General features: G+C 60.4%; 21 protein-coding genes. 17 read left to right on the top strand and 4 right to left on the bottom strand.

What is annotated here, in order from left to right; all coding sequences use genetic code 11:
• Position 1: 1 nt before the first annotated feature.
• The 11 genes from BFL40_RS18105 (at position 2) to BFL40_RS18155 (ending at position 10,858) form a co-directional block, all read left to right on the top strand.
• Positions 2–319 (top strand): hypothetical protein, encoded by a 318-nt coding sequence (locus BFL40_RS18105; protein WP_071485256.1) that lies wholly within the window; start codon positions 2–4, stop codon positions 317–319.
• Position 320: 1 nt separating this feature from the next.
• Complete coding sequence (locus tag BFL40_RS18110) at positions 321–548, top strand: recombinase-like helix-turn-helix domain-containing protein (RefSeq protein WP_034116488.1); 228 nt, start codon at positions 321–323, stop codon at positions 546–548.
• Between the two features lie 21 nt (positions 549–569).
• Positions 570–1,604 (top strand): Rieske 2Fe-2S domain-containing protein, encoded by a 1,035-nt coding sequence (locus BFL40_RS18115; RefSeq protein ID WP_071485257.1) that lies wholly within the window; start codon positions 570–572, stop codon positions 1,602–1,604.
• Positions 1,601–2,032 carry a Rid family hydrolase gene (locus tag BFL40_RS18120; RefSeq protein ID WP_071485258.1) on the top strand — a complete coding sequence of 144 codons (432 nt, stop codon included), beginning with the start codon at positions 1,601–1,603 and terminating at the stop codon, positions 2,030–2,032. Before BFL40_RS18115 ends, BFL40_RS18120 begins: the two co-directional genes overlap by 4 nt.
• Positions 2,025–2,984 carry a PDR/VanB family oxidoreductase gene (locus tag BFL40_RS18125; RefSeq protein ID WP_071485259.1) on the top strand — a complete coding sequence of 320 codons (960 nt, stop codon included), beginning with the start codon at positions 2,025–2,027 and terminating at the stop codon, positions 2,982–2,984. The genes BFL40_RS18120 and BFL40_RS18125 overlap by 8 nt, the downstream gene beginning before the upstream one ends.
• Before the next feature lie 463 nt (positions 2,985–3,447).
• Entirely contained in the window at positions 3,448–4,677 is a 1,230-nt protein-coding gene (locus BFL40_RS18130) for a hypothetical protein (RefSeq protein ID WP_071485260.1), read from the top strand.
• A 350-nt stretch (positions 4,678–5,027) separates the two neighbouring features.
• A complete protein-coding gene (locus BFL40_RS18135; RefSeq protein ID WP_071485261.1) occupies positions 5,028–6,479 on the top strand; it encodes an alanine/glycine:cation symporter family protein in 1,452 nt (483 codons plus the stop codon).
• Between the two features lie 76 nt (positions 6,480–6,555).
• Positions 6,556–7,533, top strand: coding sequence for an asparaginase (locus BFL40_RS18140; RefSeq protein ID WP_071485262.1), 978 nt, complete (start codon positions 6,556–6,558; stop codon positions 7,531–7,533).
• 50 nt (positions 7,534–7,583) lie between these two features.
• On the top strand, positions 7,584–8,576 hold the full coding sequence (locus BFL40_RS18145) for an AraC family transcriptional regulator (protein ID WP_071485263.1): 993 nt from the start codon (positions 7,584–7,586) through the stop codon (positions 8,574–8,576).
• A 153-nt stretch (positions 8,577–8,729) separates the two neighbouring features.
• Complete coding sequence (locus BFL40_RS18150) at positions 8,730–9,770, top strand: histone deacetylase family protein (protein WP_071485264.1); 1,041 nt, start codon at positions 8,730–8,732, stop codon at positions 9,768–9,770.
• Positions 9,767–10,858: a polyamine ABC transporter substrate-binding protein gene (locus BFL40_RS18155; protein ID WP_071485265.1), complete on the top strand. Its 1,092-nt coding sequence runs from the start codon at positions 9,767–9,769 to the stop codon at positions 10,856–10,858. The genes BFL40_RS18150 and BFL40_RS18155 overlap by 4 nt, the downstream gene beginning before the upstream one ends.
• Positions 10,859–10,922: 64 nt before the next feature.
• Here BFL40_RS18155 and BFL40_RS18160 read toward each other — a convergent pair whose 3' ends face one another.
• Entirely contained in the window at positions 10,923–13,193 is a 2,271-nt protein-coding gene (locus BFL40_RS18160; protein ID WP_071485266.1) for a hypothetical protein, read from the bottom strand.
• A 76-nt stretch (positions 13,194–13,269) separates the two neighbouring features.
• Positions 13,270–14,808 carry a MocR-like pyridoxine biosynthesis transcription factor PdxR gene (pdxR, locus tag BFL40_RS18165; protein ID WP_071485267.1) on the bottom strand — a complete coding sequence of 513 codons (1,539 nt, stop codon included), beginning with the start codon at positions 14,806–14,808 and terminating at the stop codon, positions 13,270–13,272.
• An 87-nt stretch (positions 14,809–14,895) separates the two neighbouring features.
• Between pdxR and BFL40_RS18170 the strand changes: the two genes are divergently transcribed.
• Genes BFL40_RS18170 through BFL40_RS18180 form a run of 3 tightly spaced genes read left to right on the top strand, consistent with a single transcriptional unit; the run spans position 14,896 to position 16,668 of the window.
• The gene (locus BFL40_RS18170) at positions 14,896–15,534 is read left to right on the top strand and encodes an FMN-binding negative transcriptional regulator (protein WP_071485268.1); all 639 of its coding nucleotides are present in this window, start codon (positions 14,896–14,898) and stop codon (positions 15,532–15,534) included.
• On the top strand, positions 15,531–15,977 hold the full coding sequence (locus BFL40_RS18175) for a GNAT family N-acetyltransferase (protein ID WP_071485269.1): 447 nt from the start codon (positions 15,531–15,533) through the stop codon (positions 15,975–15,977). Before BFL40_RS18170 ends, BFL40_RS18175 begins: the two co-directional genes overlap by 4 nt.
• A 10-nt stretch (positions 15,978–15,987) precedes the next feature.
• Positions 15,988–16,668, top strand: coding sequence for a GNAT family N-acetyltransferase (locus tag BFL40_RS18180; RefSeq protein WP_071485270.1), 681 nt, complete (start codon positions 15,988–15,990; stop codon positions 16,666–16,668).
• A gap of 3 nt (positions 16,669–16,671) precedes the next feature.
• Here BFL40_RS18180 and BFL40_RS18185 read toward each other — a convergent pair whose 3' ends face one another.
• The gene (locus BFL40_RS18185) at positions 16,672–17,571 is read right to left on the bottom strand and encodes a homocysteine S-methyltransferase family protein (protein WP_071485271.1); all 900 of its coding nucleotides are present in this window, start codon (positions 17,569–17,571) and stop codon (positions 16,672–16,674) included.
• Positions 17,572–17,681: 110 nt separating this feature from the next.
• Between BFL40_RS18185 and BFL40_RS18190 the strand changes: the two genes are divergently transcribed.
• From BFL40_RS18190 to BFL40_RS18200, 3 genes are all read left to right on the top strand, one after another.
• Positions 17,682–18,503 carry an ABC transporter substrate-binding protein gene (locus BFL40_RS18190; protein WP_071485272.1) on the top strand — a complete coding sequence of 274 codons (822 nt, stop codon included), beginning with the start codon at positions 17,682–17,684 and terminating at the stop codon, positions 18,501–18,503.
• Complete coding sequence (locus tag BFL40_RS18195; RefSeq protein ID WP_071485273.1) at positions 18,500–19,330, top strand: amino acid ABC transporter permease; 831 nt, start codon at positions 18,500–18,502, stop codon at positions 19,328–19,330. The genes BFL40_RS18190 and BFL40_RS18195 overlap by 4 nt, the downstream gene beginning before the upstream one ends.
• Before the next feature lie 120 nt (positions 19,331–19,450).
• Positions 19,451–20,740: an autotransporter outer membrane beta-barrel domain-containing protein gene (locus BFL40_RS18200; protein WP_071485274.1), complete on the top strand. Its 1,290-nt coding sequence runs from the start codon at positions 19,451–19,453 to the stop codon at positions 20,738–20,740.
• Positions 20,741–20,822: 82 nt separating this feature from the next.
• Here BFL40_RS18200 and oadA read toward each other — a convergent pair whose 3' ends face one another.
• Positions 20,823–22,631: a sodium-extruding oxaloacetate decarboxylase subunit alpha gene (gene oadA, locus BFL40_RS18205; RefSeq protein ID WP_071485275.1), complete on the bottom strand. Its 1,809-nt coding sequence runs from the start codon at positions 22,629–22,631 to the stop codon at positions 20,823–20,825.
• Between the last annotated feature and the right edge of the window lie 7 nt (positions 22,632–22,638).

The raw sequence follows: 22,638 nt of genomic DNA on the forward strand, positions 1-22,638 counted from the left end.
CATGAACGACACATTACTGGTGACCGTGCTGCTCAAGCACGACCAATCGAAAAACCTCGAAGACATTCAGCGCCACATGAAGCAGCAGGACTGGTGGGAACGCTTTCCACCGCAAGGGATCGAGCTGGTGTCGTGGACCGTGGCCATGGGCCTGGGTCAAATCGTCACCCTGCGCTTGGCGCCGAGCCTGCTGCCTACCCTCAACGTCGAGCTCGAGCGCTCGGCCTGGGGGGTGTTCAGCACTGAGGTCTTCCCGACATACGACTTTATCCCGGTGCGCGAAACAATCCGCGAACGGGTACGCAACGGAGGTCAATGAGATGAGCACTACCGAACGATTCCTCGAGCCCCATCAGGCCCGTAAACGACCCAATACCCAGTTTGAAGAGCTGCTGGGCGATTCCATCGAGCGTGCATTCGGCAACGGCGTGACCGAGCTGCCCGCCCTGCTCGCCCACCTGAACCTGGCTGGCCCGCCTTGCCCGCTGACCAGCGGCGAGTGGACAGCAGATGCCTATCAAACCCTGATGGCCCGGCTGGGCGAATGACCCGGCAGAAGGAATAAGAAAATGACTATGCAACTGACCGTCGACCCTGTTGAACAGCATTTGGCCAATGGCCTCAAAGACCTCTGGTTCCCGGTATTGCCGTCGGACCTGCTCAAAGAAAAACCGGTGTCGGTGCGCCGCCTCGGCTACAAAATCGCCCTGTGGCGCGACAACGATGGCCGCGTGCACGCCCTCGAAGACCATTGCCCGCATCGTGGTGCGCCACTGTCCCAAGGCCCGGTGCTGGGTGATCGCTTACAGTGCCCTTATCACGGCATCGAAGTGCGCTGCGACGGTACCGTGACCAAAGTGCCGGGCAGCCCGGGTTGCAAACTCGAAGGCAGCCGCCCGACCCGCATGTTCCACACCCGCGAAGCCGCCGGCGCGATCTTTTTGTTCAACGCCGCCGACCCGCACCTGCCAACCCCTCCGGAACTGGTGCTGCCCGAGCAACTGACCTCTCCCGAATGGAGCAGCTTCGTCTGCTACACCGAGTGGAAAGGCGACTACCGCTACGTGATCGACAATGTCATGGACCCGATGCACGGCACCTACCTGCACAAGATGTCGCACTCGATGAGTGAAGGCGAAGCCACCGCCAAGTTCGTGACCCGCGATACCGACAACGGGTTCTTCTTCGAGAAGGAAGGCCAGCGCGGGGTTAACTTCGACTGGACCGAGTTCATGGACAATGGTTGCCATTGGCTGCGCCTGGAAATCCCCTACCCGAAAACCGGCGGCCCGGGCGGTAACTTCACCATTATCGGCAGCTACACGCCGAGCAGCCGCGCGTTGTCAGCGGTATTCCATTGGCGCTGCCGACCGCTGACCGGCTGGCAGCGTGATACCTGGCGCTTCCTCTACAAAAACCGCCTGGAAGCGCGGCATTGGGCAGTGCTGGAGCAAGACCGGGTGCTGCTGGAATTCATGGAGCCGGACGCCAACCAGCGTGAAAATCTCTACCAGCACGATTTGGGTGTGGTGCGGCTTCGACGCTACCTGAAGAACGCCGCCAAGGCCCAGCTTGAACTGATCGAGGCGAAGCAACTGCCATGAACCCCATTGTGCAGCTGGTGCATAGCCCTGCAGTGCCGCAGCCCCCTGGGACCAGCTGGTCCAATGCCGTGTTGATCGGCCGTGACGTGGTGATGTCGGGCATGACCGCGCACCCCGCCGCGCGCGACGCAGCACTGGACTGCTACGCCCAGACCCTGGTGGTACTGGGCAAGATCCAGGCATTGGTGGAGGCCGCCGGCGGCCATGTCGGCAATATCTACCGGCTGACGGTGTACCTCACCGACATTGCCGACAAGGAGGACGTGGGCCGCGCCCGGCGTGATTTTTTCGCCGGGCAGGCGCTGTTTCCGACCTCCACCCTGGTGGCCGTCAGCGCACTGGTGTTTCCCGAACTACGGGTCGAGATTGAGGCCAGCGCCCGGCTCGATGTCGACCTGCGTACTGTCATAGAGGTGAACGATGTCTAAACCCTCCCTCCTCAATGCCCGCGTGCACACCCTGCGCTATGAAGCCGAAGGCATCATCAGCGTCGAACTGCGACCGTTGGGCGATACCGTGTTTCCACCGTTCGAGGCCGGCTCGCACATCGACCTGCACCTGGCCAACGGCCTGGTGCGCAGTTACTCGCTGCTCAACTCTCCCAGCGACCAGGGGCGTTATACCGTCGGCATTCTGCGCGACCGCAATAGCCGCGGTGGCTCGGAGTACGTCCACAGCCAACTGCGAGTCGGCATGCCACTGTCCATCTCGGCGCCTCGTAACAACTTTGCCCTGGACCTGAGTGCGAGCCACAGCGTGCTGGTGGCCGGCGGCATTGGCATCACACCGATCTACTGCATGTTCCGCCAGTTGCTGGCGCAGGGAAAATCCGCCGAGCTGATCTACTGCGCCCGCTCACGCCAGGAAGCGGCGCTGGTGGAGACATTAAGCGGGCTCAATGCCCGGGTGGTTTACCACTTCAACGATGAGAAAGGCGTGCCGCCGGACCTTGCCGCCTACCTCGCCGGCCAGCCGGCGGATACACACTTCTACTGCTGCGGCCCGACGCCGATGCTGGATGCCTTCGAAGGCACGTGTGAGCGCCTGGGTTATCCCCATGCCCATATCGAACGCTTTGCGGCCGCCGAGCTGCCGCCCAGCGAAGATGCCCGAAACAGCTACAGCGTGGAGCTGAAAAAAACCGGCAAAACCCTGTCGATAGAACCCGGCTTGAGCCTGCTGGATGTGTTGCTGGAAGCCGGTTGCGACATCGAACACAGCTGCCGCGAGGGCGTTTGCGGCTCCTGTGAAACCCGGGTGCTGGAAGGTGAGATCGACCACCGTGACGGCGTGCTGACCAAGGCTGAGCGGGCAGCGAATAAATCGATGATGGTGTGCGTCTCCGGCTGCAAGAGCCAGCGCTTGGTACTCGACCTCTGATCCACAGCCTCCTACTTACAGGAGCGAGTTTGCTCGCTCCTGTACAGCCCTGTTTTATTCCCACCACATGAACTTTCGACTGAATAAGTAGGCAACTTATTATTCATCGGTAAAACACAGCCATGCCCGTTCCGCTGGCAGCGTGCAATAAAGACGCACCGCTCACGAGCAACATTGTTACTGGCTTCCCCGGTTGTTTCATGGGTTACACAAACCGCTTTGTTTCCCATATAAACAATTGTTTTTGTGTGTGTTTTTTTAAACTCCCAACAAACACAGCCTCTGGCACAGTTCCTGCTCTACTCCTGCGTACCCACTGAGCAAACGGCGTTTCGCCGATAAAACAATAATAACCAACACTTAAACCCGGAAAGATCTGCTCCCTCCTTAGTTGCCTGCTCAGGCAAGCGGACGAGTGTTGCCGATCACCCGGTATAACCGAGTATTAGCACGTGAGGCCAACATGATGCGTCATATCGTATGTGCAGGATTGATGTTTGCCAGTTTCACCAGTTTTGCCGTCGAACCGATCCCCTCCGAACCGGTGCGGACCAATGCCGCCAACAAACCTTTCCCCCACATTGCCTGGAGCAGTGATGACGGCAGCAGCAGCCTGGACATCGGCGGGGCGTTGCGTACCAACTATCGCGACGAACACTGGGACACCACCGAGAACAATGGCCGATTCCTTTTCGATACCTTCCGCCTGGATGTGCAGGCCACATACAAGAGCCTCTACAGCGATGTCGGCTACTGGTTCCAGGATGACGGCAAGCGCTCCATCGACCGGGGGTTTGTCGGCTATCGGCTCAATGCCAATTCAAACCTGCAACTGGGGGCACCGTTCAAGCCATTTGGCCTGGAGCCGTATCCTCAATTCGGCTGGAGTTACCACCTGCCGTTTTTCATGGGCTATGGGGTCAGCGCAGGCACGGGCCTCAAATACAGCTACAAGGATCAGAACTGGGACGTGCAACTCGGCTTCTTCCCACGCATGCTCCCCAGCGACCTTCGCTATTCGCCTGAAGTCGGGCGTTACGCTGACCTGAAGGACAATGCGATTGCCTTCACCCAATCGAGGCAGGACAACGAAAAGCGAAACCAACTCAACGCCCGCGTGGCGCGAACCTTCAACAGCGATGGCTGGCAGACCGAGATTGGCGCGTCGCTGGCCACAGCCCAGCTGTACAACGCCACCACCAAAGACAACGGTGACTACTGGGCCGCGGGCGTACATGCCGTCATCAGCAAAGGCCTGTGGACCGTGACCACGCAGGCCATCCGCTATGAATACGACCCCGAAAACCCGGCCGGCGTCAGCAAGGATTCAGTACTGATGGGCGGCAATGGCCTGACCCCTGCGTACCTGATCGCCTCCAAGGCCAGCCTCGCCTCGCTCAACGTCGGTTACGACATCTACACACCGACGCTGGGGCAATTGAAGAAGGTCAAGCTGTACAGCGATTACAGTCGGATGATGAAAGACAAGAGCGGCTGGGATGACTCGCAGATGTACACAGTGGGCGCGCAGTTCCTGGCGATGCCGATCATGGCGTGGGTCGACCTGACCTGGGCGAGGAACGCCAACCCCTATGGTGGGGCGGAGAACGGCAGCGGCTTTACCAACACCAGTTCGGTAGGCAGCAACGAGTGGTATTACCGCACCAACATCAACATTGGGTATTACTTCTAAGCCTGATGCACCACGATCGCCGGCAAACTGCCGGCGATGTTCGTGAGCGCCGACCTGGGGCTCTGGATCAGCGCAAACCCACCGTCTCGCGAATCGATTCATCCTCTCGGCCCACCTACCGCTCCTCGCCCCGTTGCGTTGTTTGCAGACGGCTGGCGCGCACCTAGGTATAGTGCCGCCCCTCTTCGCGTCTGCGGCCGTCGGTAACGAGGCCCGGATACAACGCGAAAGCGCATGAATAACAACACCCGCAAAAGGATCGGGGTCGAACCGTCGCGCACTGCCTGGTGCTATGCGAGGGATCGAACCGTCCTGCGTTTGCCATTAAAAAAATCAGCGAGGAACACTCCATGCTCGAAGTCATCAACGACTTCCTCTCAGGGAAAGTACTGATCGTGCTCATTGTCGGGCTCGGCGGTTATTTCACGATCCGCTCGCGTTTCGTTCAATTGCGTCACTTTTTCCACATGTTTTCGGTGTTTCGCGACAGCCTGAAAAACAGCTCCGACCAACTCAGCTCGTTCCAGGCGCTGATGCTCAGCCTGGCCGGCCGTGTCGGTGCCGGTAACATCGCCGGTGTCGGCATTGCCGTGACCCTGGGTGGCCCAGGCGCCGTGTTCTGGATGTGGGTCACCGCGTTGGTGGGCATGTCGTCGAGCTTTATCGAGTGCTCCCTCGGCCAGCTGTACAAGCGCACCGATGCGGAAGGCACCTTCCGTGGCGGCCCGGCCTACTACATCCAGCACGGCTTGCAGAAGCGCTGGCTGGGTATGGTCATGGCGTTCCTGCTGCTGGTGACCTTCGGCTTTGCCTTCAACGGCCTGCAAGCCCACGCCGTGACCCACTCGCTGAACAACGCCTTCGGCCTCGACACCACCTACACGGGTCTGGCCCTGGCAGTACTGCTGGGCCTGGTGTTTATCGGCGGGATCAAGCGTATCGCCTCGATCGCCGACCTGCTGGTACCGGTCAAGACCCTAGTCTACATCGCCGTGACTCTCTACGTGATCGTGCTGCAATTCGACCACGTGCCGGCCATGCTCGCGACCATCGTCAAGAGCGCCTTCGGTCTCGACCAAGCCTTCGGTGGCCTGGTAGGCAGCGCAATCATCATGGGTGTGAAACGCGGCGTGTTCGCCAACGAAGCCGGTTTGGGCAGTGCGCCTAACGTGGCGGCGGTGGCATCGGTAGAACACCCGGTTGCCCAAGGCGTGGTGCAGGCGTTCAGCGTGTTCCTCGACACCTTCGTGATCTGCACCTGTACCGCGTTGTTGATCCTGCTGTCGGGCTTCTACACCCCAGGCTTCGAAGGCGACGGCATTGCCCTGACCCAGAACTCCCTGGCGGCGGTCGTTGGCGACTGGGGCCGGATGTTCATCTCGGTGGCCCTGGCGTTGTTCGTGTTCACCTCGATCATGTACAACTACTACCTCGGCGAGAGCAACCTGCGCTTCCTGGTCGGTAATAACCGCAAGGTGCTGATCGGCTACCGCGCGCTGGTACTGCTGCTGATTTTCTGGGGTTCCATCGAGAACCTGAGCACCGTGTTCGCCTTCGCTGACATCACCATGACCCTGCTGGCGTTCGTCAACCTGTTCGCCCTGGCGTTCCTGTTCAAGATCGCCATGCGCATCCTGAACGACTACGACAACCAGCGCGCGGCGGGCATCAAGACCCCGGTGTTCGATTCCAGCCAGTTCCCTGACCTGGACCTGGACCGCAAGGCCTGGCCGGCTAACCCGGTGAAGCCGGATGCTGCTGCACAAGCCTCTGCTGAATCGATCGCTCAAGCGCAACGCTAAGCGTAGGTAGATGACACGCCGCCCGGCCTTGGGCATGCTCTGGGCCCGGCGGCGTTTTTCGTTCAGGAGAATCTCAATGTCACCCTCTAACAACGTCATGGTGCTCTACACCGGTGGCACCATTGGCATGCAGGCCAGTGCCAACGGCCTGGCACCCGCATCTGGTTTCGAAGCCCGTATGCGCGAGCAGCTTGCGAACCAACAAGTACCTGCCTGGCGCTTCCAGGAAATGGCCCCGCTGATCGACAGCGCCAACATGACCCCCGCCTACTGGCAGCGCCTGCACACAGCCGTGATCGACGCCGTAGACCAAGGTTGCGATAGCGTGCTGATCCTGCACGGTACCGACACCCTGGCCTACAGCGCGGCAGCCATGAGCTTCCTATTGCTGGGTTTGCCGGCGCCGGTGGTGTTTACCGGTTCGATGTTGCCGGCCGGCGTGCCGGACAGCGATGCCTGGGAAAATGTCAGCGGTGCATTGGTGGCGCTCGGCGAAGGCCTGGAAGCCGGTGTGCAGTTGTACTTCCACGGCGCGCTGATGGCGCCAACCCGTTGCGCAAAAATTCGCAGCTTCGGCCGCAATCCCTTTGCCGCACTGCAGCGCAACGGCGGTGTAGCCCAGGCCGAAGCGGTCCCCGCAGCCCTGCATTTCCGTCAGCCCAAGGCCCTGGCCAATGTCGGCGTATTGCCGTTGGTACCCGGGATTGCTGCCGGGCAACTGGATGCATTGGTCGATAGCGGTATTCAAGCGCTCATCCTCGAATGCTTCGGCAGCGGCACTGGGCCGAGCGACAACCCTGCATTCCTGGCCAGCCTGCAACGCGCGCAGGAAAAAGGGATTGTCGTCGTGGCAATCACCCAATGCCATGAAGGCGGTGTGGAGTTGGATGTCTACGAAGCCGGCAGCCGTTTGCGCGGCGTGGGCGTGTTGTCCGGCGGTGGCATGACCCGCGAAGCGGCGTTCGGCAAGCTCAACGCGCTGATCGGCGCCGGGCTCGACACCCAGGAAATCCGCCGCCTGGTGGAATTGGACCTGTGCGGCGAACTGCGCTGAGCGGCATGTAACTTGCTCCTCTTCCAGCCATCCCTTGGCTGGAAGATCCCATGCTGCACTCCCACCTCACCACTCTCAACGCGGTCTCCCTGGTGCTCAGCGCCTTCAAGGCTGAAGGCTTGGCGGCTGAAGACTTGCTGGAGGGCAGCGGCATTTGTGCCGCGGACTTGAGCCGTGCCGACACGTGCATCACCACCAATCAAGAAATGCGCGTGTGTGCCAACGCCGTGGCACGCCGGCGGGATATTGGCCTTGAATTGGGCCAGCGGATGCATGTGTCGTCCTACGGCATGCTCGGTTATGCCCTGCTCACCTGTGCCACCTTAGGTGACGCTTTACGCTTGGCCCTGCATTATCCGGCGCTGTTGGGAACACTTTTCGAACTCAGCCTGGAAGCAGACGGCGAGCGTATCTGGCTTACCGCCGCTGATTACCGGGAAAATTGCGCGCTGGAAATGTTCAACGTCGAATTCTGCCTGGTCTCGATGAAGATCATCTGCGACGACCTGCTGGGCCAACCGCTGCCGCTACTCGGCGCGCGCTTTGAACACAGCGCGCCGGACTATCACGCGCGCTACAACGAGTGCTTCGCCTGCTCGCTGCGCTTCGAAGCCAGCACCAACGCCTTCGCGTTTGATAAGCGCTGGCTGGATCAGCCGTTACCTTTGGCCGACGCGGTTACCCACCAAGCGGTGGCAGAGCGCTGCCGCAAGCAGAACCTGGAGTTCACCGGACGCCAGGCCTGGCTGGGCCGCATCCGCCAGTTGCTCGCCGCCCAACTCCATGCAGCCCCCGGCATTGATGGCCTGGCCGAGCAGATGAACTGTTCTGCGCGCACGCTGCGTCGCCACCTGCATGACCTGGGTTGCAGCTATCAGGAATTGCTCGACGAGCTACGCTTCGAGCGCGCCAAGCAGTTGCTGGGGCAGGATGAGCTGCCGATCTACAGGATTGCCGAGCACTTGGGCTTCAGTGAAACCGCGAGTTTTCGTCACGCGTTCGTGCGCTGGAGTGGCGTGGCGCCGAGCCAGTTTCGCCCCTGACGTCTCGCGTTGGTGCGCGGCCGCTCCCTATCGGGGCGAATTACGGACAAACAATTTGGCCGTATTTATCCCCTTTTGGCCGCTCTTGCCGTTCTCTTAACACCTGCCTGCCGCAAGACTGCATCCACCGATACAGCCTGCGGAGAACAATAAATGCTGACGATCTACTCGGACGATCACCACTTGCACCACGGCCGTTGCGAATTGATGGACGGGCAACTGATGCCCTGCTTCGAAATGCCCTCCCGCGCCGACCATGTACTGCAACGGGTCAAGGATCGCGAGTTGGGCCCGGTGCAGGTGCCGCAGGACTTTGGCCTGGCGCCGCTGCAACGCATCCACAGCCGCGACTACCTCGATTTCTTCAAAGGTGCCTGGGCCCGCTGGGCCGAATTCGGCACCGACGGTGATCTGTTGCCCTACACCTGGCCCGCCCGCACCCTGCGCCGCGTATTGCCCACCAGCCTGCATGGCCAGCTGGGTTATTACAGCTTTGACGGTGGCGCGCCGATCACCGCCGGCACTTGGCAAGCGGCCTACAGCGCGGCGCAAGTGGCGTTGACTGCACAACAGGCGATCCAGCAAGGCGCCCACAGTGCATTCGCCTTATGTCGACCACCGGGGCATCACGCCGCCAGCGACTTGATGGGCGGTTATTGCTACCTCAACAATGCCGCGATTGCCGCCCAGGCCTTCCTCGACCAGGGCCACAAAAGGGTCGCGATCCTCGACGTGGATTACCACCACGGCAACGGCACACAGTCGATTTTCTATGCGCGCAACGACGTGCTGTTCACCTCGATTCATGGCCACCCGGAAGCGGAATTTCCGTTCTTTCTGGGCTACGCCGATGAGTTGGGCGAAGGCGCCGGAGAAGGCTTCAACTTCAACTACCCACTGCCGGCTGGTTCCGGCTGGGACCAATGGAGTGCAGCCCTCGAAGAAGCCTGTCGGGAGATCGAACGCTACGGCGCCGACATCATTGTGGTGTCCCTGGGCGTAGACACCTTCAAGGACGACCCCATCTCGCAATTCAAGCTCGACAGCCCGGATTACCTGGCCATGGGCCGACGCATCGCACGCCTGGGCAAGCCCACTCTGTTCGTGATGGAAGGCGGCTATGCGGTGGAAGAAATCGGCATCAACGCCGTCAACGTTCTCGAAGGTTTCGAACAAGAAGGAGCTACCCGATGAAGATGCTCACCTCCCTCGCCTTGTGCGCTGCTGTATTGAGCGGCGCGGTGCAGGCTGAAGAAAAAACCCTGAAGGTCTACAACTGGTTCGACTACATCACCCCCAAGGCGCTTGAAGACTTCAAGGCGCAGAACCCCAAGATCAAGCTGGTCTACGACATCTTCGACACCAACGAGGCCCTCGAAGCCAAGCTGCTCACCGGTAACTCCGGGTATGACGTGGTGGTGCCGTCCAACGTGTTCCTGGCCAAGCAGATCGAAGCCGGTGTGTTCCAGCCCCTGGACCGCAGTCAAATACCCAACTGGAACCACCTCGACCCCAAGCTGATGAAGCTGATCGAAGCCAACGACCCCGGTAACAAATTCGCCGTGCCTTACATGTACGGCACCATCCTGATTGGCTTCAACCCGGACAAGGTCAAGGCCGTCCTGGGACCCAACGCACCGGTGGACAGCTGGGACCTGATCTTCAAGGAAGAGAACATCAGCAAGCTCAAGCAATGCGGCGTGGCCCTCCTCGACTCTCCTTCGGAAATCCTGCCGTTGGCCTTGCAGCACCTGGGCCTGGACCCCAACAGCAGCAACCCCAAGGATTACGTCAAGGCTGAGGCGCTGTTGATGAAGATCCGGCCGTACATCACCTACTTCCATTCCTCCAAGTACATGGCAGATATCGCCAACGGCGACATCTGCGTGGCCGTCGGTTATTCGGGCAGCTTTTCCCAGGCCGCCAATCGCGCCAAGGAAGCCAAGAACGGTGTGACGGTGGACATGCGCCTGCCTAAAGAAGGCGCACCGATCTGGTTCGACATGCTCGCCATTCCCAAAGGCGCGCAGAACCCACAAGACGCCTACACCTTTATCAACTACCTGCTGCAGCCTCAGGTGATTGCGCCGATCAGCGATTTTGTCGGCTACCCCAACCCGAACAAAGACGCGACAGAACTGGTCGACCCGGCGATTCGCAACAACCCCAACCTGTACCCGACCGAGGCGGCGATGGCCACGTTGTACACCTTGAAACCCCTGGGACGTGATGCGGAACGTGCCAGGACGCGTGCCTGGACCAAGATCAAGTCGGGTACCTGATTCGGTCTATTTATTTATCGTCCCTGCCGTTGTGCGGGAGTGAGAAAACTCGCTCCCGCACGCGTTACACCACTTCCTGGAAAATCCGGCGTCCGACGGGCGTACCGATCGGACCACGGTAGACCCGGGTGCTGCGCCCGGCGTCCTTTTCAGCCTGCTCGAAAACGCGGCCCATTCGGCGCTGGGCGGCAAGCTTCAAGTGCGCTTTGGAAGGCTGGTCTTCAGCGGTTTGCAGAGTGGGGTAATGAAAGTGGGCGTACCACAGGGGGCGATTGCCCTCTATCAAGTCCAACACCTCAAACTCCTGCAGGTAGTCGACGGCACCGTCGATGCTTTCCAGCACACGCCCATTGAGCCGACGAATGCGGATCGCATGCTCTCCAAGCAGATACTCAACGTCGCCCACAGTGGGGGTCTGGCTGCTCCGAACCAAGTCGATCCGCCTGCGGCGACCCTCACTGCGTAATTGCTCAGCTCGCGCCTGCAAGTGCGTGATCAATGCAGCACTGGCCGGGGTGTTGCGGCGTTGGGTGAAGTGTAAAAGGTGAATTGCCGCATCGTTCAGCGCCCGAGCATGACGTTCAAATTGCTCTTCAACCTCAACAGGCGGCGTGGTGGGTTGAGCAGGCTGCTCGCTCGCGCTGTTCACACGGGCCAACAGGGCCTGTGCCGCGCCGAATGATTTGTGCCCTCGCACACTTAAACCCTCTACATCGCGCTTGAACCGGGGCGCCCGCTGAATCTCCCAGACATCTTCAGGGTTTGCGGCAATGTATGGGCCAACGTTAACGGGACGCTCAGGGTTGTCGACTAAACGGTGTACCGGTTGGTTGATACTGATGACCGTGTTTATGTGATTGTTCGACAACACGTTAAAGTGGTTTTCGTCCTTGTTTAAAATCAGCACCCTATTGAGGATATGCAAACCCCGATGGGCACCTTCGCGGATCAGAGTGCCCACCCGCAAAGGGCGCTTTAGTGCCCCCAATCGATGTTGCTGCACGACCGACAATGCCTTGCCTGCGCCGGCCCATTCGGCGTCCAACCGCTTGAACCGCAAGTGTTCCGTCGCAGGCTCCAGCACTGGCGGCGTGTCGGGAGATACCAATAGCAAGGCCACCGTGCGCCGTTGGCCTATGTCTGTGCGCCAATCGGGCTCCAGGTCCGGAGCAATCTGCGCGTTGAAATGACTATCGGCCAGCGCCTGCCGATCCCGGAACAGTTCGGCAAAGGGCTCGACCAGCACGGGACCCGACGCAGGTGGCGTCACCACCTGCTGGAAAACCTGCGCCGACCACGGTCTAAAAGCCAACCAAGGGCCCGCCTCGTCGTTCTGCGCCCCGATCAGGTAACCCGACTCATCCATCAAACGCCTGAACCCCATCGGCTCGCCCTGCACATGGCGGTGGGTGGCGTAGGTCTTCACCGCCGCGCGAAGACGGTAGTACCCGTCGAGCGTTACACCCGCCAAGCCCTGAAGACTGTACTCCAACGCCACCCGGCGTAGTTGCAGGGCCAGATCCCGGGCAAAGCAGGCTTGATGCGCGATATCGTCTTCCGGCTGGTCGTCGAGCAGGCTCTTGGCACAATATTTCCGGTGCCCCCCGGCCATCGCCACCAGCAGTTTGCTGTAGGCCAGTCGACCCGCAGGAGAGCCTTCCTTCAGCCACAGCGGCAGCTGTTGTCGCAATGTTTCCTGTTCCGGGCCCTGTTGGAAAAAATCGTTGCATCGGGTAGCCCAGGCCAATTGCCGATCCAAATCCTCAAGACGCAGAGCATCACTGAAGTCAATCGCGTCGATACGCTGCAACACAGCCTCCAACGCACACAATGCCCAGCCCTCGAAAACGTCATGCTCCAGGCGCTCAGCGTTTTCCAACACTTGGGCCTGCGTTGTGGAATCAACAGTCTCAAGGCCATGGCCCACGGTGTAGACCAAGGCTTTTTCGGCACCCACGATTGCCAGCGCGAGGACGTTGTGTCGCCGTATGCCGTAAGCCTCAAGCGCAGGTGTGCGCTCACCACTGTCGGGATAGGTCAGCAGCGTCTGGAGCATGCTTCGGGTGATGGGGTCGACCTGCTTTTGCAGGACTTTGCGCAGCCGTTGCGCAAGCATCTGCGATAACTGCCGCCAGCGGTTGCCCGACTCAGTATCAGGGCCGCAGAAAAAATCGATCAACTGCTCGGCGTAGTACTCCAGCACAGACTCCGTGTCTTCATTGAGCTGAGCTTGAGTGATACCCAACGCGCCGAGAGTCGGGCGCAAGGCGAACAATTGGCTGATCCGCAGTTGCAGCGAATCGGGAAAAAATGATGAGGGAAGCGGGTCTGGCATGATCGTCTACCTGGGCAATACACATGAATCCCTCACGGTATTGATCCCTTCATCTGGCGAGACGGTAGTTAATTACTCAACGTTGCCACGCCATGCGCAAGCGCTCTAGCGCCTGCGCAATCTGTACCTCAGGCACAGCGGCAAAGCCCATGACCAGGCCCGCGCGCTGATCGACTGGCGTGCTGGATTGCGCCAACCAGTAACTGCTCAAGCCGTTGACCTCGACCCCGGCTTCAGCAGCCTGGGCAAGCAACTCCTGCTCCCGGGCCAAGCTATCGACGCGCACCGTCATATGCAGCCCCGCGGCGACGCTGGGCAGTTCGCCCACACCGGGCAACCCGTTGGGCCAGCCCGCCAGCAACGCATTACGCCGGCTCAACGCTGCACGCCGCATACGGCGGATATGTCGCTGGAAATGCCCGGCCGCCATGAACTCCGCCATCACCGCTTGGGTGCTGACTTCGGAGTGGCGCATGTCGACGGCACGGCGCCGAGAGAAAGCGTCCACCAACCCCGGCGGCAGCACCAGATAGCCCAGGCGCAAGGCCGGAAACGCTACCTTGCCAAAGGTGCCCACATACAACACCCGCCCGTTGCGGTCCAGCGCAGCCAACGGCGACAGCGGCGCGCCGCTGTAACGATACTCGCCGTCGTAGTCATCCTCGATAATCCAGCCGCCAGTACGCTCGGCCCAGGCCAGCAGTTCCAGGCGCCGCGCCAGGCTCATCACCACACCCAGCGGGTATTGATGGGAAGGCGTGACATACGCCACGCGGCAATCGCCAAGGGTGTTCAGGACCTGACAGTCGATGCCATCAGCGTCCACCGGCACGCCATGCAAACGCCCCCCTGCCAAAGCAAACGCGTGACCCGCTGCGCGATAGCCGGGATTCTCCACCGCCACGCCGTCGCCCGGCTCCACCAGCAACTGTGCACAAAGGCTGATCGCCTGTTGCGCACCACTGGTGATCACAATTTGCTCAGCGGTGCACTGCATGCCCCGCGAGCTGCGCAGGTATGCGGCGATCAAACCGCGCAGGCGACCGTCGCCTGCCGGGTCGCCGTAGCAGAGTTGCTCCAGGTCCGGTTTACGCCAGAAAGCCCCATTCAGCTTGGCCCATATCTCAAAAGGGAATAGATCAAAGGCCGGCACGCCCACGCGAAATGCCCGCGGCGGCCCTGACGGTGGTTGAGGCAGATGGTTGTTTTCTACTCGCCCCAGCGCCGCCCTGTGGATAACTTCACTGGATGAATTGACCGGTAAATCCAGCCAATTTGTGGATAAGGCTGGGGATAAGCCTGTTGGTAACCCTGTGGATACTTTTGTGGATAGTTTTTTTGGCCTGGCCAATTGAGCCACGTAAGTACCGTCACCCACCCGGCTTTCGATAAACCCCTCCGCGTACAACTGATCGTAGGCACGCACCACGCTATTGCGGGAGATCGACAACGCCGCCGCCAGGTCACGGGTGGCGGGCAATCGCGTGCCGCTGACCAGCCGCCCATCCAGCACCCGTTGGCGGAGGGCTTCGTAAAGCTGTCGCGTCAGACCCTGGCGGCGGTCCAGTTCAATACCGGCGGGGTTGAACGACAGCGGCGGTGAGATGGGCGACATATTGGACCTATGAAATTGGCGCTAGATGGCTCTTACAACGAACCATTAGCCTGCCTAGGATGCAGGCATTCGCCAAGGAAAATTTCCATGTACACACCACGCGCCTTTGCCCTCGACGATTTGCCTGAACTGCACCAATTGATCCAGCACACCCGCCTGGCGCAGTTGGTGACCTTTGGTGAGCAAGGCCTGCAAGCCAGCCACTTGCCGCTGCTGCTCAACCCCGATGAAGGTCCAAACGGCACGCTTTACGGGCACCTGGCCAAGGCCAATCCCCAGTGGCAGGACCTGCGCAATGGCAGCGAAGCCCTGGTGCTCTTTGCCGGTGCCGAGGCCTACATCAGCCCTTCGTTTTACCCGGCCAAGGCCGAGCACGGCAAAGTGGTGCCGACCTGGAATTACATTGCCGTGCATGCCTACGGCAAGGCCGAGGTGTTTACCGATGCCGAACGCCTGCTGAGCGTGGTCAGCGCCCTGACTGAGCGCCATGAAGCTGGCCGCGTTCAGCCCTGGAAAGTCAGCGACGCCCCCGCCGACTACATTGACGGCATGCTCAAGGCCATCGTCGGCTTTGCCCTGCCGATCGAGCGCCTGATCGGCAAACGCAAACTCAGCCAGAACCGCAGCGCCGCCGATATCGCCGGCGTGCGCGAAGGCTTGGCCGCCAGCACAGACGTGCGCGACCAGACCCTCGCGCGCTTTATTCCCCAAGGAGTTTCAGAATGAGTCAGATCGACATCCGCCAGGTCACCGCCGCCGACCATGCTGCCTGGCTGCCGCTGTGGCAGGCGTACTTGAAGTTCTACAACACCGAACTGCCGGACGCCGTCAGCCAAAGCACCTGGCAACGCCTGATCGACGCCCATGAGCCAACCCATTCGGCGCTGGCCTGGCAGGACGGTAAAGCGGTGGGCATGGTCAACTTCATCTACCACCGTTCCAACTGGAGCATCGAAAACGCCTGCTACCTGCAAGACCTGCTGGTAGACCCGGCCCAGCGCGGCACTGGCGTCGGCCGCAAGCTGATCGAATTCGTCTACGCCACCGCCAAGGCCGATGGTTGCGCCAAGGTCCACTGGCTGACCCACGAAACCAACGCCACCGCGATCCAGCTCTACGAGCGCATCGCCGAACGCCCTGGCTTCATCCAATTTCGCAAAGGCCTTTAAGGAGCGCAGCATGTCCACTTCCCTCGCCGACTGGAAAGGCGTTCCGGCGCCCACCGTGCAACTGCTCGAAGGACGCTTTATCCGCCTGGAAAAACTCGACCCGGCGCGCCATGGCGACGACTTGTTCCAAGCCCTCCAGGGCCCTGGCGCTGACCCGAAACTGTGGGACTACCTGCCTTACGGTCCATTTCCCGAGCGCAGCGCGTTCAATGACTGGCTGAACAACCACGCTCAGCACAGCGATCCGTACTTTTTCAGCGTCATCGACCGTAACACCGGCCAGGTGCAAGGCATCCTCAGCCTGATGTCCATCGTCCCGGCCCAGGGCCGTATCGAAATTGGCCATGTCACCTTCGGCGCGCCGATGCAGCGCTCGCCGAAAAGCACCGAGGCGGTGTACCTGCTGGCCAAGCACGCGTTCGAGCAGGGCTACCGTCGATTGGAATGGAAGTGCAACAACGGTAACGCCCGCTCCAAATACGCGGCAGAGCGCTTGGGCTTCAGTTTTGAAGGCGTGTTCCGCCAGCATATGGTGGTGAAGGGTCAGAACCGGGATACCGCGTGGTATTCGATTTTGGATTCGGAATGGCCCACGGTTGGGGCAGGATTTGAGGCGTGGTTGTCAGAGGGCAATCAGGCAGGTTCGGGTCAGTTGCGAAGCCTGGCGGAGTGCCGCCGCCAGGCTCTTTAGGCGTTAACCCAGCTTTTGGGCCAACACCGCAATGTGCTCCGGCCCAATCCCGCAGCAACCGCCCAAATGGCTGGCGCCGCGCGCTTGCCAATCCACGGCCCAATGCAGATAGCCGGGCGGGTCGAGGTCGTCGCGCAAGGGGTCCAGGCCATCGTTGGCCGTGGCTTCCTTGGGTTGCGGCGGGAAGGCGTTGGCGTAGGCGCCAATCTGAATCGTCACCCCCAGGCGCTCGAAGGTTTGGCGCGCTGCGTCGATGGCCGCGCCAATCACCTCGGGCTGGCTGCAATTGAACAGCAACACTTGCGCCCCCAGTTGCGCCGCCGCTTCGGCCGCGTCCGCCACCGGCTCGCCGGAGCGCAGACGGGGAACATCGTCGGTGTCTTCATCCTTCAAGGTAAACGACAGCCAGAACGGCTTGCCGTCCTTTGGCAGCCCGGCGTGAATGGCGCGCGCTTCAGCAATCGAACTCTGGGTTTCCGCCAGCCACAGGTCTACATGAGGCGCCAGGCCTTGCACCAGTGGGGTCAGCAACTCAGTCACCCGACCAGCCTCAAACAGGTCCGGACGATAAGAACCGAACAACGGTGGCAGTGAACCGGCCACACGCACCGCCTTGCCTGAAGCCTGCACCGCCCGACGCGCCAACTCACCGGCCAACGCCGCCAGGGCCTTGCCCTCGGCGGCAAACCGCGCCTCGCCAATATGGAACGGCACTACGGCATAGCTGTTGCTGGTGATGACGTTGGCACCGCTCTCAATGTAGGCGGCATGCACCGCTTCCACAGCCTGAGGGGCTTCGCTCAATGCCAACGCTGACCACTCGGGCTGGCGGAATGGCGCGCCACGGCGCTGCAGTTCACGGCCCATGCCACCATCGAGAATTACTGTAGTTACTGCGCCCATATGCTATTTACTCATAAGCTTATGAAAATAACTCACTACCAGAGTAGTTCTTATAACTATTTAATACGTACCGTCCGGTTAATAACAACCTCTTTTTTCAGGTATGCACTGTGAAACTTAAACCGCTGCTGGCCTTGGGCCTGACGATATTGGCCGCCTCAACTCAAGCCTTCGGTGGTGCCACACTGGACCGCATCGAGAAAAAGAAAGAACTGGTGGGGGTGCTGATGGAAAGCTACCCGCCGTTCTCGTTCCTCAATGAACAAAACCAGCTCGATGGCTTCGACGTCGATGTCGCCAAAGCCGTAGCGCAAAAACTCGGCGTCAAGCTGCGCCTGGAAACCCCCTCCTGGGACGTGATCGCCGCCGGCCGTTGGAGCGGGCGCTACGACATTTGCATCTGCTCTATGACCCCGAGCAAGGCCCGCGCCGAAGTGTTCGATTTCCCGGTGGAGTACTACGCATCGCCAGCGGTCATCGTGGTCAACGCCAAGGATGATCGCATCCACGCCGCCAAGGATTTGAGCGATAAAAAAGTCGGGCTCACCAGCGCGTCCAGCTATGAAAGCTACCTGAACAAGAACCTGGTGATCGAAGGCGCCGAGGACACAAAGCTGCAGTATCCATTCGAGAACGTGCAGATCGCCCCGTATGACACCGACAACGTGGCCTTCCAGGATCTTGGTCTGGGGGCCGGCGTACGCCTGGACGCGATCCTCACCAACCTGGTCACCGCCCAGCCGCGCCTGACCCAGGACAAGCGTTTCAAACTCGCCGGCGAGCCGCTGTATTCCGAGCCCAACTCGGTCGCCATCGAAAAAGGCGACCCGCAGTGGGACAGCAAGGTGCGTGAAGTCTTTGCACAGCTGAAACAGGACGGCACCTTGAGCAAGCTGTCGCAAAAATGGATCGGCGCCGACATCAGCCAATGACCGCGTTCCCCACACCTCCCAAACCACCGGTGAGCGAGTCGCGGTTGCTGCGCCTCTTTGGCTTTCGTACGCGGCTCTACCTCACATGGGCTGCACTGTTTTGCCTGTTCGCCAGTTTCTTCCTGAGCTTTGACCTGAAGTTCTCGATCATTCTCGACAAGCTGCCCAATCTGGTGGGCCTGCACCTGGCGCCCAATGGCTTTGTGCAAGGTGCAACGCTGACGGTGTTCCTGTGCGTGTGCTCGATTGTGGTTTCGTCGGTGCTGGGGTTTATCACCGCGCTGGGGCGTTTGTCGAAAAGCGCAGTGGCCTTCGGCATTGCCAGCTTTTATGCCTCGTTCTTTCGCGGCACGCCGCTGCTGATCCAGATTCTGCTGATCTACCTGGGCCTGCCCCAACTGGGTCTCGTGCCGGGGGCCATCGTCGCCGGGATCATTGCGCTGTCACTGAACTACGGCGCCTACCTGAGCGAGATTTTCCGCGCCGGGATCCTCGGTGTGCCCCATGGTCAGCGGGAAGCGGCCCTGGCCCTGGGCATGCGCGACAGTGCGATTTTCTGGCACGTCACCCTGCCCCAGGCGATGCGCACCATCATCCCGCCCGCCACCAACCAGTTCATCTCGATGCTCAAGGACTCGTCCCTGATCTCGGTGATGGGTGTGTGGGAAGTGATGTTCCTGGCGCAATCCTATGGGCGCTCGAGCTATCGCTACATCGAGATGCTCACCACGGCAGCGATTATTTACTGGGTCATGTCGCTCGGCCTGGAGTTGATTCAGGCGCGGATGGAACGGCATTACGGCAAAGGGTATGTGCGGCGGGGGTGATAAATTTTTAATCGCGCCGCACTAAGGACAACTCCCGCAAACCAGGGGGCGATGACCTGACAGTTATCGCCCCGCCACCTCGCTAAATTCCCGACCTCATCCATAAGAGGTTGGGAATTCATGCCCTTTACTCCCCAGAAACTCGCACTTGTCATCACGTTCATTGTTGGTGTAACCGCCACTCAACTCGTGCAAGCGCAGATCGGCAAGCCTCATCAGTTCGAACTGGACTTTCCCGCCAATGATCCTTGGTTTCAAATACCGGTCGTGGAAGCAGCCTCCATCGATGGCTACCTGACCCGACAGGCCACGACGCACAATGGCTTGCAAGTGGCCAACGTGCTGGAACCTGCACTGATTTCCTTGCTGCAATCCGGCGCGCTGACCTCCGAGGAGATCATGGCACTGGAGAGATTCGGCGACCAACTGGCCCAAGCACCCGGCGGCATCGGCGCGGCCCTCGAACAGTTGGCCGGCAGTCAAAACGCCAATCTGGCCGCTGCTACCCAAAACACCACGCAGCACCTCAGCCAACAATTGCTCTCCACCCTGCGCGAGCTGCCCGCCGACGATGACGGCCACTTCTGGGTCAAAGGCATGGGTAACGACGCCACCCTCGACAGCCAGCACGGCAGCGCCGGTCTGAAATCCGCTACCCAAGGCCTGCTATTAGGCGCGGATTGGACACTGGACCACGCCTGGCGTGTGGGCGTACTAGGGGCAAAGTCCAGCAGCAACCTGGATGCCCAACACTTTTCTGCTGACCTGGACAGCTGGCACCTGGGCGGTTACGCCGTGCGTCAGGACGGCCCGTTGGCCCTGCGCCTGGGTGCGATCTATAGCAGCCATGCCGGGAAAACCCAGCGCAACCTCGGCATCCTGAATTACGCGAAACAACTCAAGGGCAGTTACGACGCCCAAAGCCAAACCGCCTTCGCCGAGGCGGGTTATCAATTGGGCCGCGAGGACTTTAGCCTTGAGCCATTTGCAGGTATTGGTTACCAGCGCTACCACCGCGAAAGCTTCAAGGAGCAAGGCGGACTGACAGCGTTGAACGTCGGCGCGCAAACCCAGCAAAACCTGAGCAGTACCTTTGGCTTGCGTTTGGCCAAGCAGTATCGGCTCGATAACAAAATGAGCCTCACACCCCACTTCAGCACCGGCTGGAAGCACCTCTATGGCAACGTCGGCAGCCAGGTCCGTCAATCCTATCGCGGGCTGGATGCCGTAGGGCTCAACGGTGATTTCACCATCGACGGTACCTCCCTGGACCGCAACAGCCTCAACCTGCAGGCCGGGCTGGATTTGGCGCTTTCACAACAGCACACAATCGGTCTCACCTACAGCGGTGAAGCCGGTACCCACAGCAGCAACCACGGCCTGATGGGGCAGTGGCGGATGAGCTTTTAACCCCAAAAACAGTAAATCGCGGACAAAAAAAGGGGGGCACCTGCCCCCCCGAGGATTAAGCGGTAATGTCGAAGGCTAGGGATCAGCCTTCGATTTCAATCAGGATTTCGCCAGGGTTGACCCGGTCGCCCTTGGCCACATGAACGGCGGCTACCTTGCCGGCAATCGCTGCCTGCACTTCGGTTTCCATCTTCATGGCTTCGGTAATCAGCACGGCCTGGCCGGCCTTGACCACGTCACCTACCTTGACCAAAACGTCGACGATATTGCCCGGCATCGCCGTGCTGACATGCCCCGGCGCGGTGGCATGCTTGCGCTTGCTGCCGCCACTGCTGACAAACTCGTTGAGCGGTTCAAACACCACTTCTTCCGGCATGCCGTCGATGGACAGGTAGAAGTGACGCTTGCCTTCGGCCTTCACACCGACACCGGTGATGTCGACGCGGTAGCTTTCGCCGTGCACGTCGATGACGAACTCGGTCGGCACGCCTTCGCCACCGGCACGCGCGACGCCACCGGCTTCAGGGATCGGCAGCAGCACTTCAGGCGATAGGGTCCCGGCGTCGCGCTCTTCAAGGAACTTGCGGCCGATATCCGGGAACATGGCGTAGGTCAGCACGTCTTCTTCGGATTTGGCCAACGCGCCGATTTCGCCGCGTAGCTTGGTCATTTCCGGCTTGAGCAGGTCGGCTGGACGAACGTCGATCACTTCTTCGCTGCCGATTGCCTGACGACGCAGTTTCTCGTTCACGGTCCCCGGCGCCTTGCCGTAACCGCCTTGCAGGTAGAGCTTCACTTCGTTGGTGATGGTCTTGTAGCGCTCGCCGGCCAGCACGTTGAAGAAGGCCTGGGTGCCGACGATCTGCGAGGTCGGCGTGACCAGCGGCGGGAAGCCAAGGTCTTCACGCACACGCGGGATTTCGGCCAGCACTTCGCTCATGCGGTTGAGTGCGCCCTGCTCTTTCAACTGGTTAGCCAGGTTGGAGATCATCCCGCCCGGTACCTGGTTGACTTGCACACGGGTGTCGACCGCGGTGAATTCGCTTTCGAATTGGTGGTACTTCTTACGCACGGCGTAGAAATACAGGCCAATTTCCTGCAGCAGTTCCAGGTCGAGACCCGTGTCGAATTCACTGCCTTTGAGGGCCGCGACCATCGATTCGGTACCCGGGTGGCTGGTGCCCCAGGCGAAGCTGGAGATCGCGGTGTCGATATGGTCGGCACCGTTTTCAATGGCCTTGAGTTGGCACATCGCAGCCAAACCAGCCGTGTCATGCGAGTGGATAAAGATCGGCAGGCTCTGCTCGGCTTTCAGTGCTTTGACCAGTTCGCCAGTGGCGTACGGCGTCAGTAGGCCGGCCATGTCCTTGATCGCGATCGAGTCGCAACCCATGGACTCCAACTGCTTGGCCTGCGCCACGAACGCCTCGATGGTATGCACCGGGCTGGTGGTGTAGGCGATGGTGCCCTGGGCATGTTTGCCGGCAGCTTTCACCGCTTCGATGGCCACACGCAGGTTACGCACGTCGTTCATTGCGTCGAAAATGCGGAACACGTCGATGCCGTTGACGGCAGCCTTGGCGACGAAGGCTTTGACCACGTCGTCGCTGTAGTGGCGGTAGCCCAGCAGGTTCTGGCCGCGCAGGAGCATTTGCAGGCGGGTGTTAGGCAACGCGGCGCGCAGTTGGCGCAGGCGCTCCCACGGGTCTTCCTTGAGAAAACGCACGCAGGCGTCGAAGGTTGCGCCGCCCCAGACTTCCAGGGACCAGTAGCCGACTTTGTCGAGCTTGTCGCAGATCGGCAGCATGTCGTCGGTGCGCATGCGGGTCGCCAGCAACGATTGGTGAGCGTCGCGCAGGATGGTGTCGGTGACAAAGATTTTCTTGGACATTGTTGTA

The sequence above is a fragment of the Pseudomonas costantinii genome (assembly GCF_001870435.1).
Lineage (GTDB): Bacteria > Pseudomonadota > Gammaproteobacteria > Pseudomonadales > Pseudomonadaceae > Aquipseudomonas > Aquipseudomonas costantinii.

Excerpts from the sequence above, each read along its gene's own strand:
- BFL40_RS18105 (WP_071485256.1), top strand. The coding sequence starts at position 2 with ATGAACGACACATTACTGGTGACCGTGCTGCTCAAGCACGACCAATCG.
- BFL40_RS18110 (WP_034116488.1), top strand. The coding sequence starts at position 321 with ATGAGCACTACCGAACGATTCCTCGAGCCCCATCAGGCCCGTAAACGA.
- BFL40_RS18115 (WP_071485257.1), top strand. The coding sequence starts at position 570 with ATGACTATGCAACTGACCGTCGACCCTGTTGAACAGCATTTGGCCAAT.
- BFL40_RS18120 (WP_071485258.1), top strand. The coding sequence starts at position 1,601 with ATGAACCCCATTGTGCAGCTGGTGCATAGCCCTGCAGTGCCGCAGCCC.
- BFL40_RS18125 (WP_071485259.1), top strand. The coding sequence starts at position 2,025 with ATGTCTAAACCCTCCCTCCTCAATGCCCGCGTGCACACCCTGCGCTAT.
- BFL40_RS18130 (WP_071485260.1), top strand. The coding sequence starts at position 3,448 with ATGATGCGTCATATCGTATGTGCAGGATTGATGTTTGCCAGTTTCACC.
- BFL40_RS18135 (WP_071485261.1), top strand. The coding sequence starts at position 5,028 with ATGCTCGAAGTCATCAACGACTTCCTCTCAGGGAAAGTACTGATCGTG.
- BFL40_RS18140 (WP_071485262.1), top strand. The coding sequence starts at position 6,556 with ATGTCACCCTCTAACAACGTCATGGTGCTCTACACCGGTGGCACCATT.
- BFL40_RS18145 (WP_071485263.1), top strand. The coding sequence starts at position 7,584 with ATGCTGCACTCCCACCTCACCACTCTCAACGCGGTCTCCCTGGTGCTC.
- BFL40_RS18150 (WP_071485264.1), top strand. The coding sequence starts at position 8,730 with ATGCTGACGATCTACTCGGACGATCACCACTTGCACCACGGCCGTTGC.
- BFL40_RS18155 (WP_071485265.1), top strand. The coding sequence starts at position 9,767 with ATGAAGATGCTCACCTCCCTCGCCTTGTGCGCTGCTGTATTGAGCGGC.
- BFL40_RS18160 (WP_071485266.1), bottom strand. The coding sequence starts at position 13,193 with ATGCCAGACCCGCTTCCCTCATCATTTTTTCCCGATTCGCTGCAACTG.
- pdxR (WP_071485267.1), bottom strand. The coding sequence starts at position 14,808 with ATGTCGCCCATCTCACCGCCGCTGTCGTTCAACCCCGCCGGTATTGAA.
- BFL40_RS18170 (WP_071485268.1), top strand. The coding sequence starts at position 14,896 with ATGTACACACCACGCGCCTTTGCCCTCGACGATTTGCCTGAACTGCAC.
- BFL40_RS18175 (WP_071485269.1), top strand. The coding sequence starts at position 15,531 with ATGAGTCAGATCGACATCCGCCAGGTCACCGCCGCCGACCATGCTGCC.
- BFL40_RS18180 (WP_071485270.1), top strand. The coding sequence starts at position 15,988 with ATGTCCACTTCCCTCGCCGACTGGAAAGGCGTTCCGGCGCCCACCGTG.
- BFL40_RS18185 (WP_071485271.1), bottom strand. The coding sequence starts at position 17,571 with ATGGGCGCAGTAACTACAGTAATTCTCGATGGTGGCATGGGCCGTGAA.
- BFL40_RS18195 (WP_071485273.1), top strand. The coding sequence starts at position 18,500 with ATGACCGCGTTCCCCACACCTCCCAAACCACCGGTGAGCGAGTCGCGG.
- BFL40_RS18200 (WP_071485274.1), top strand. The coding sequence starts at position 19,451 with ATGCCCTTTACTCCCCAGAAACTCGCACTTGTCATCACGTTCATTGTT.
- oadA (WP_071485275.1), bottom strand. The coding sequence starts at position 22,631 with ATGTCCAAGAAAATCTTTGTCACCGACACCATCCTGCGCGACGCTCAC.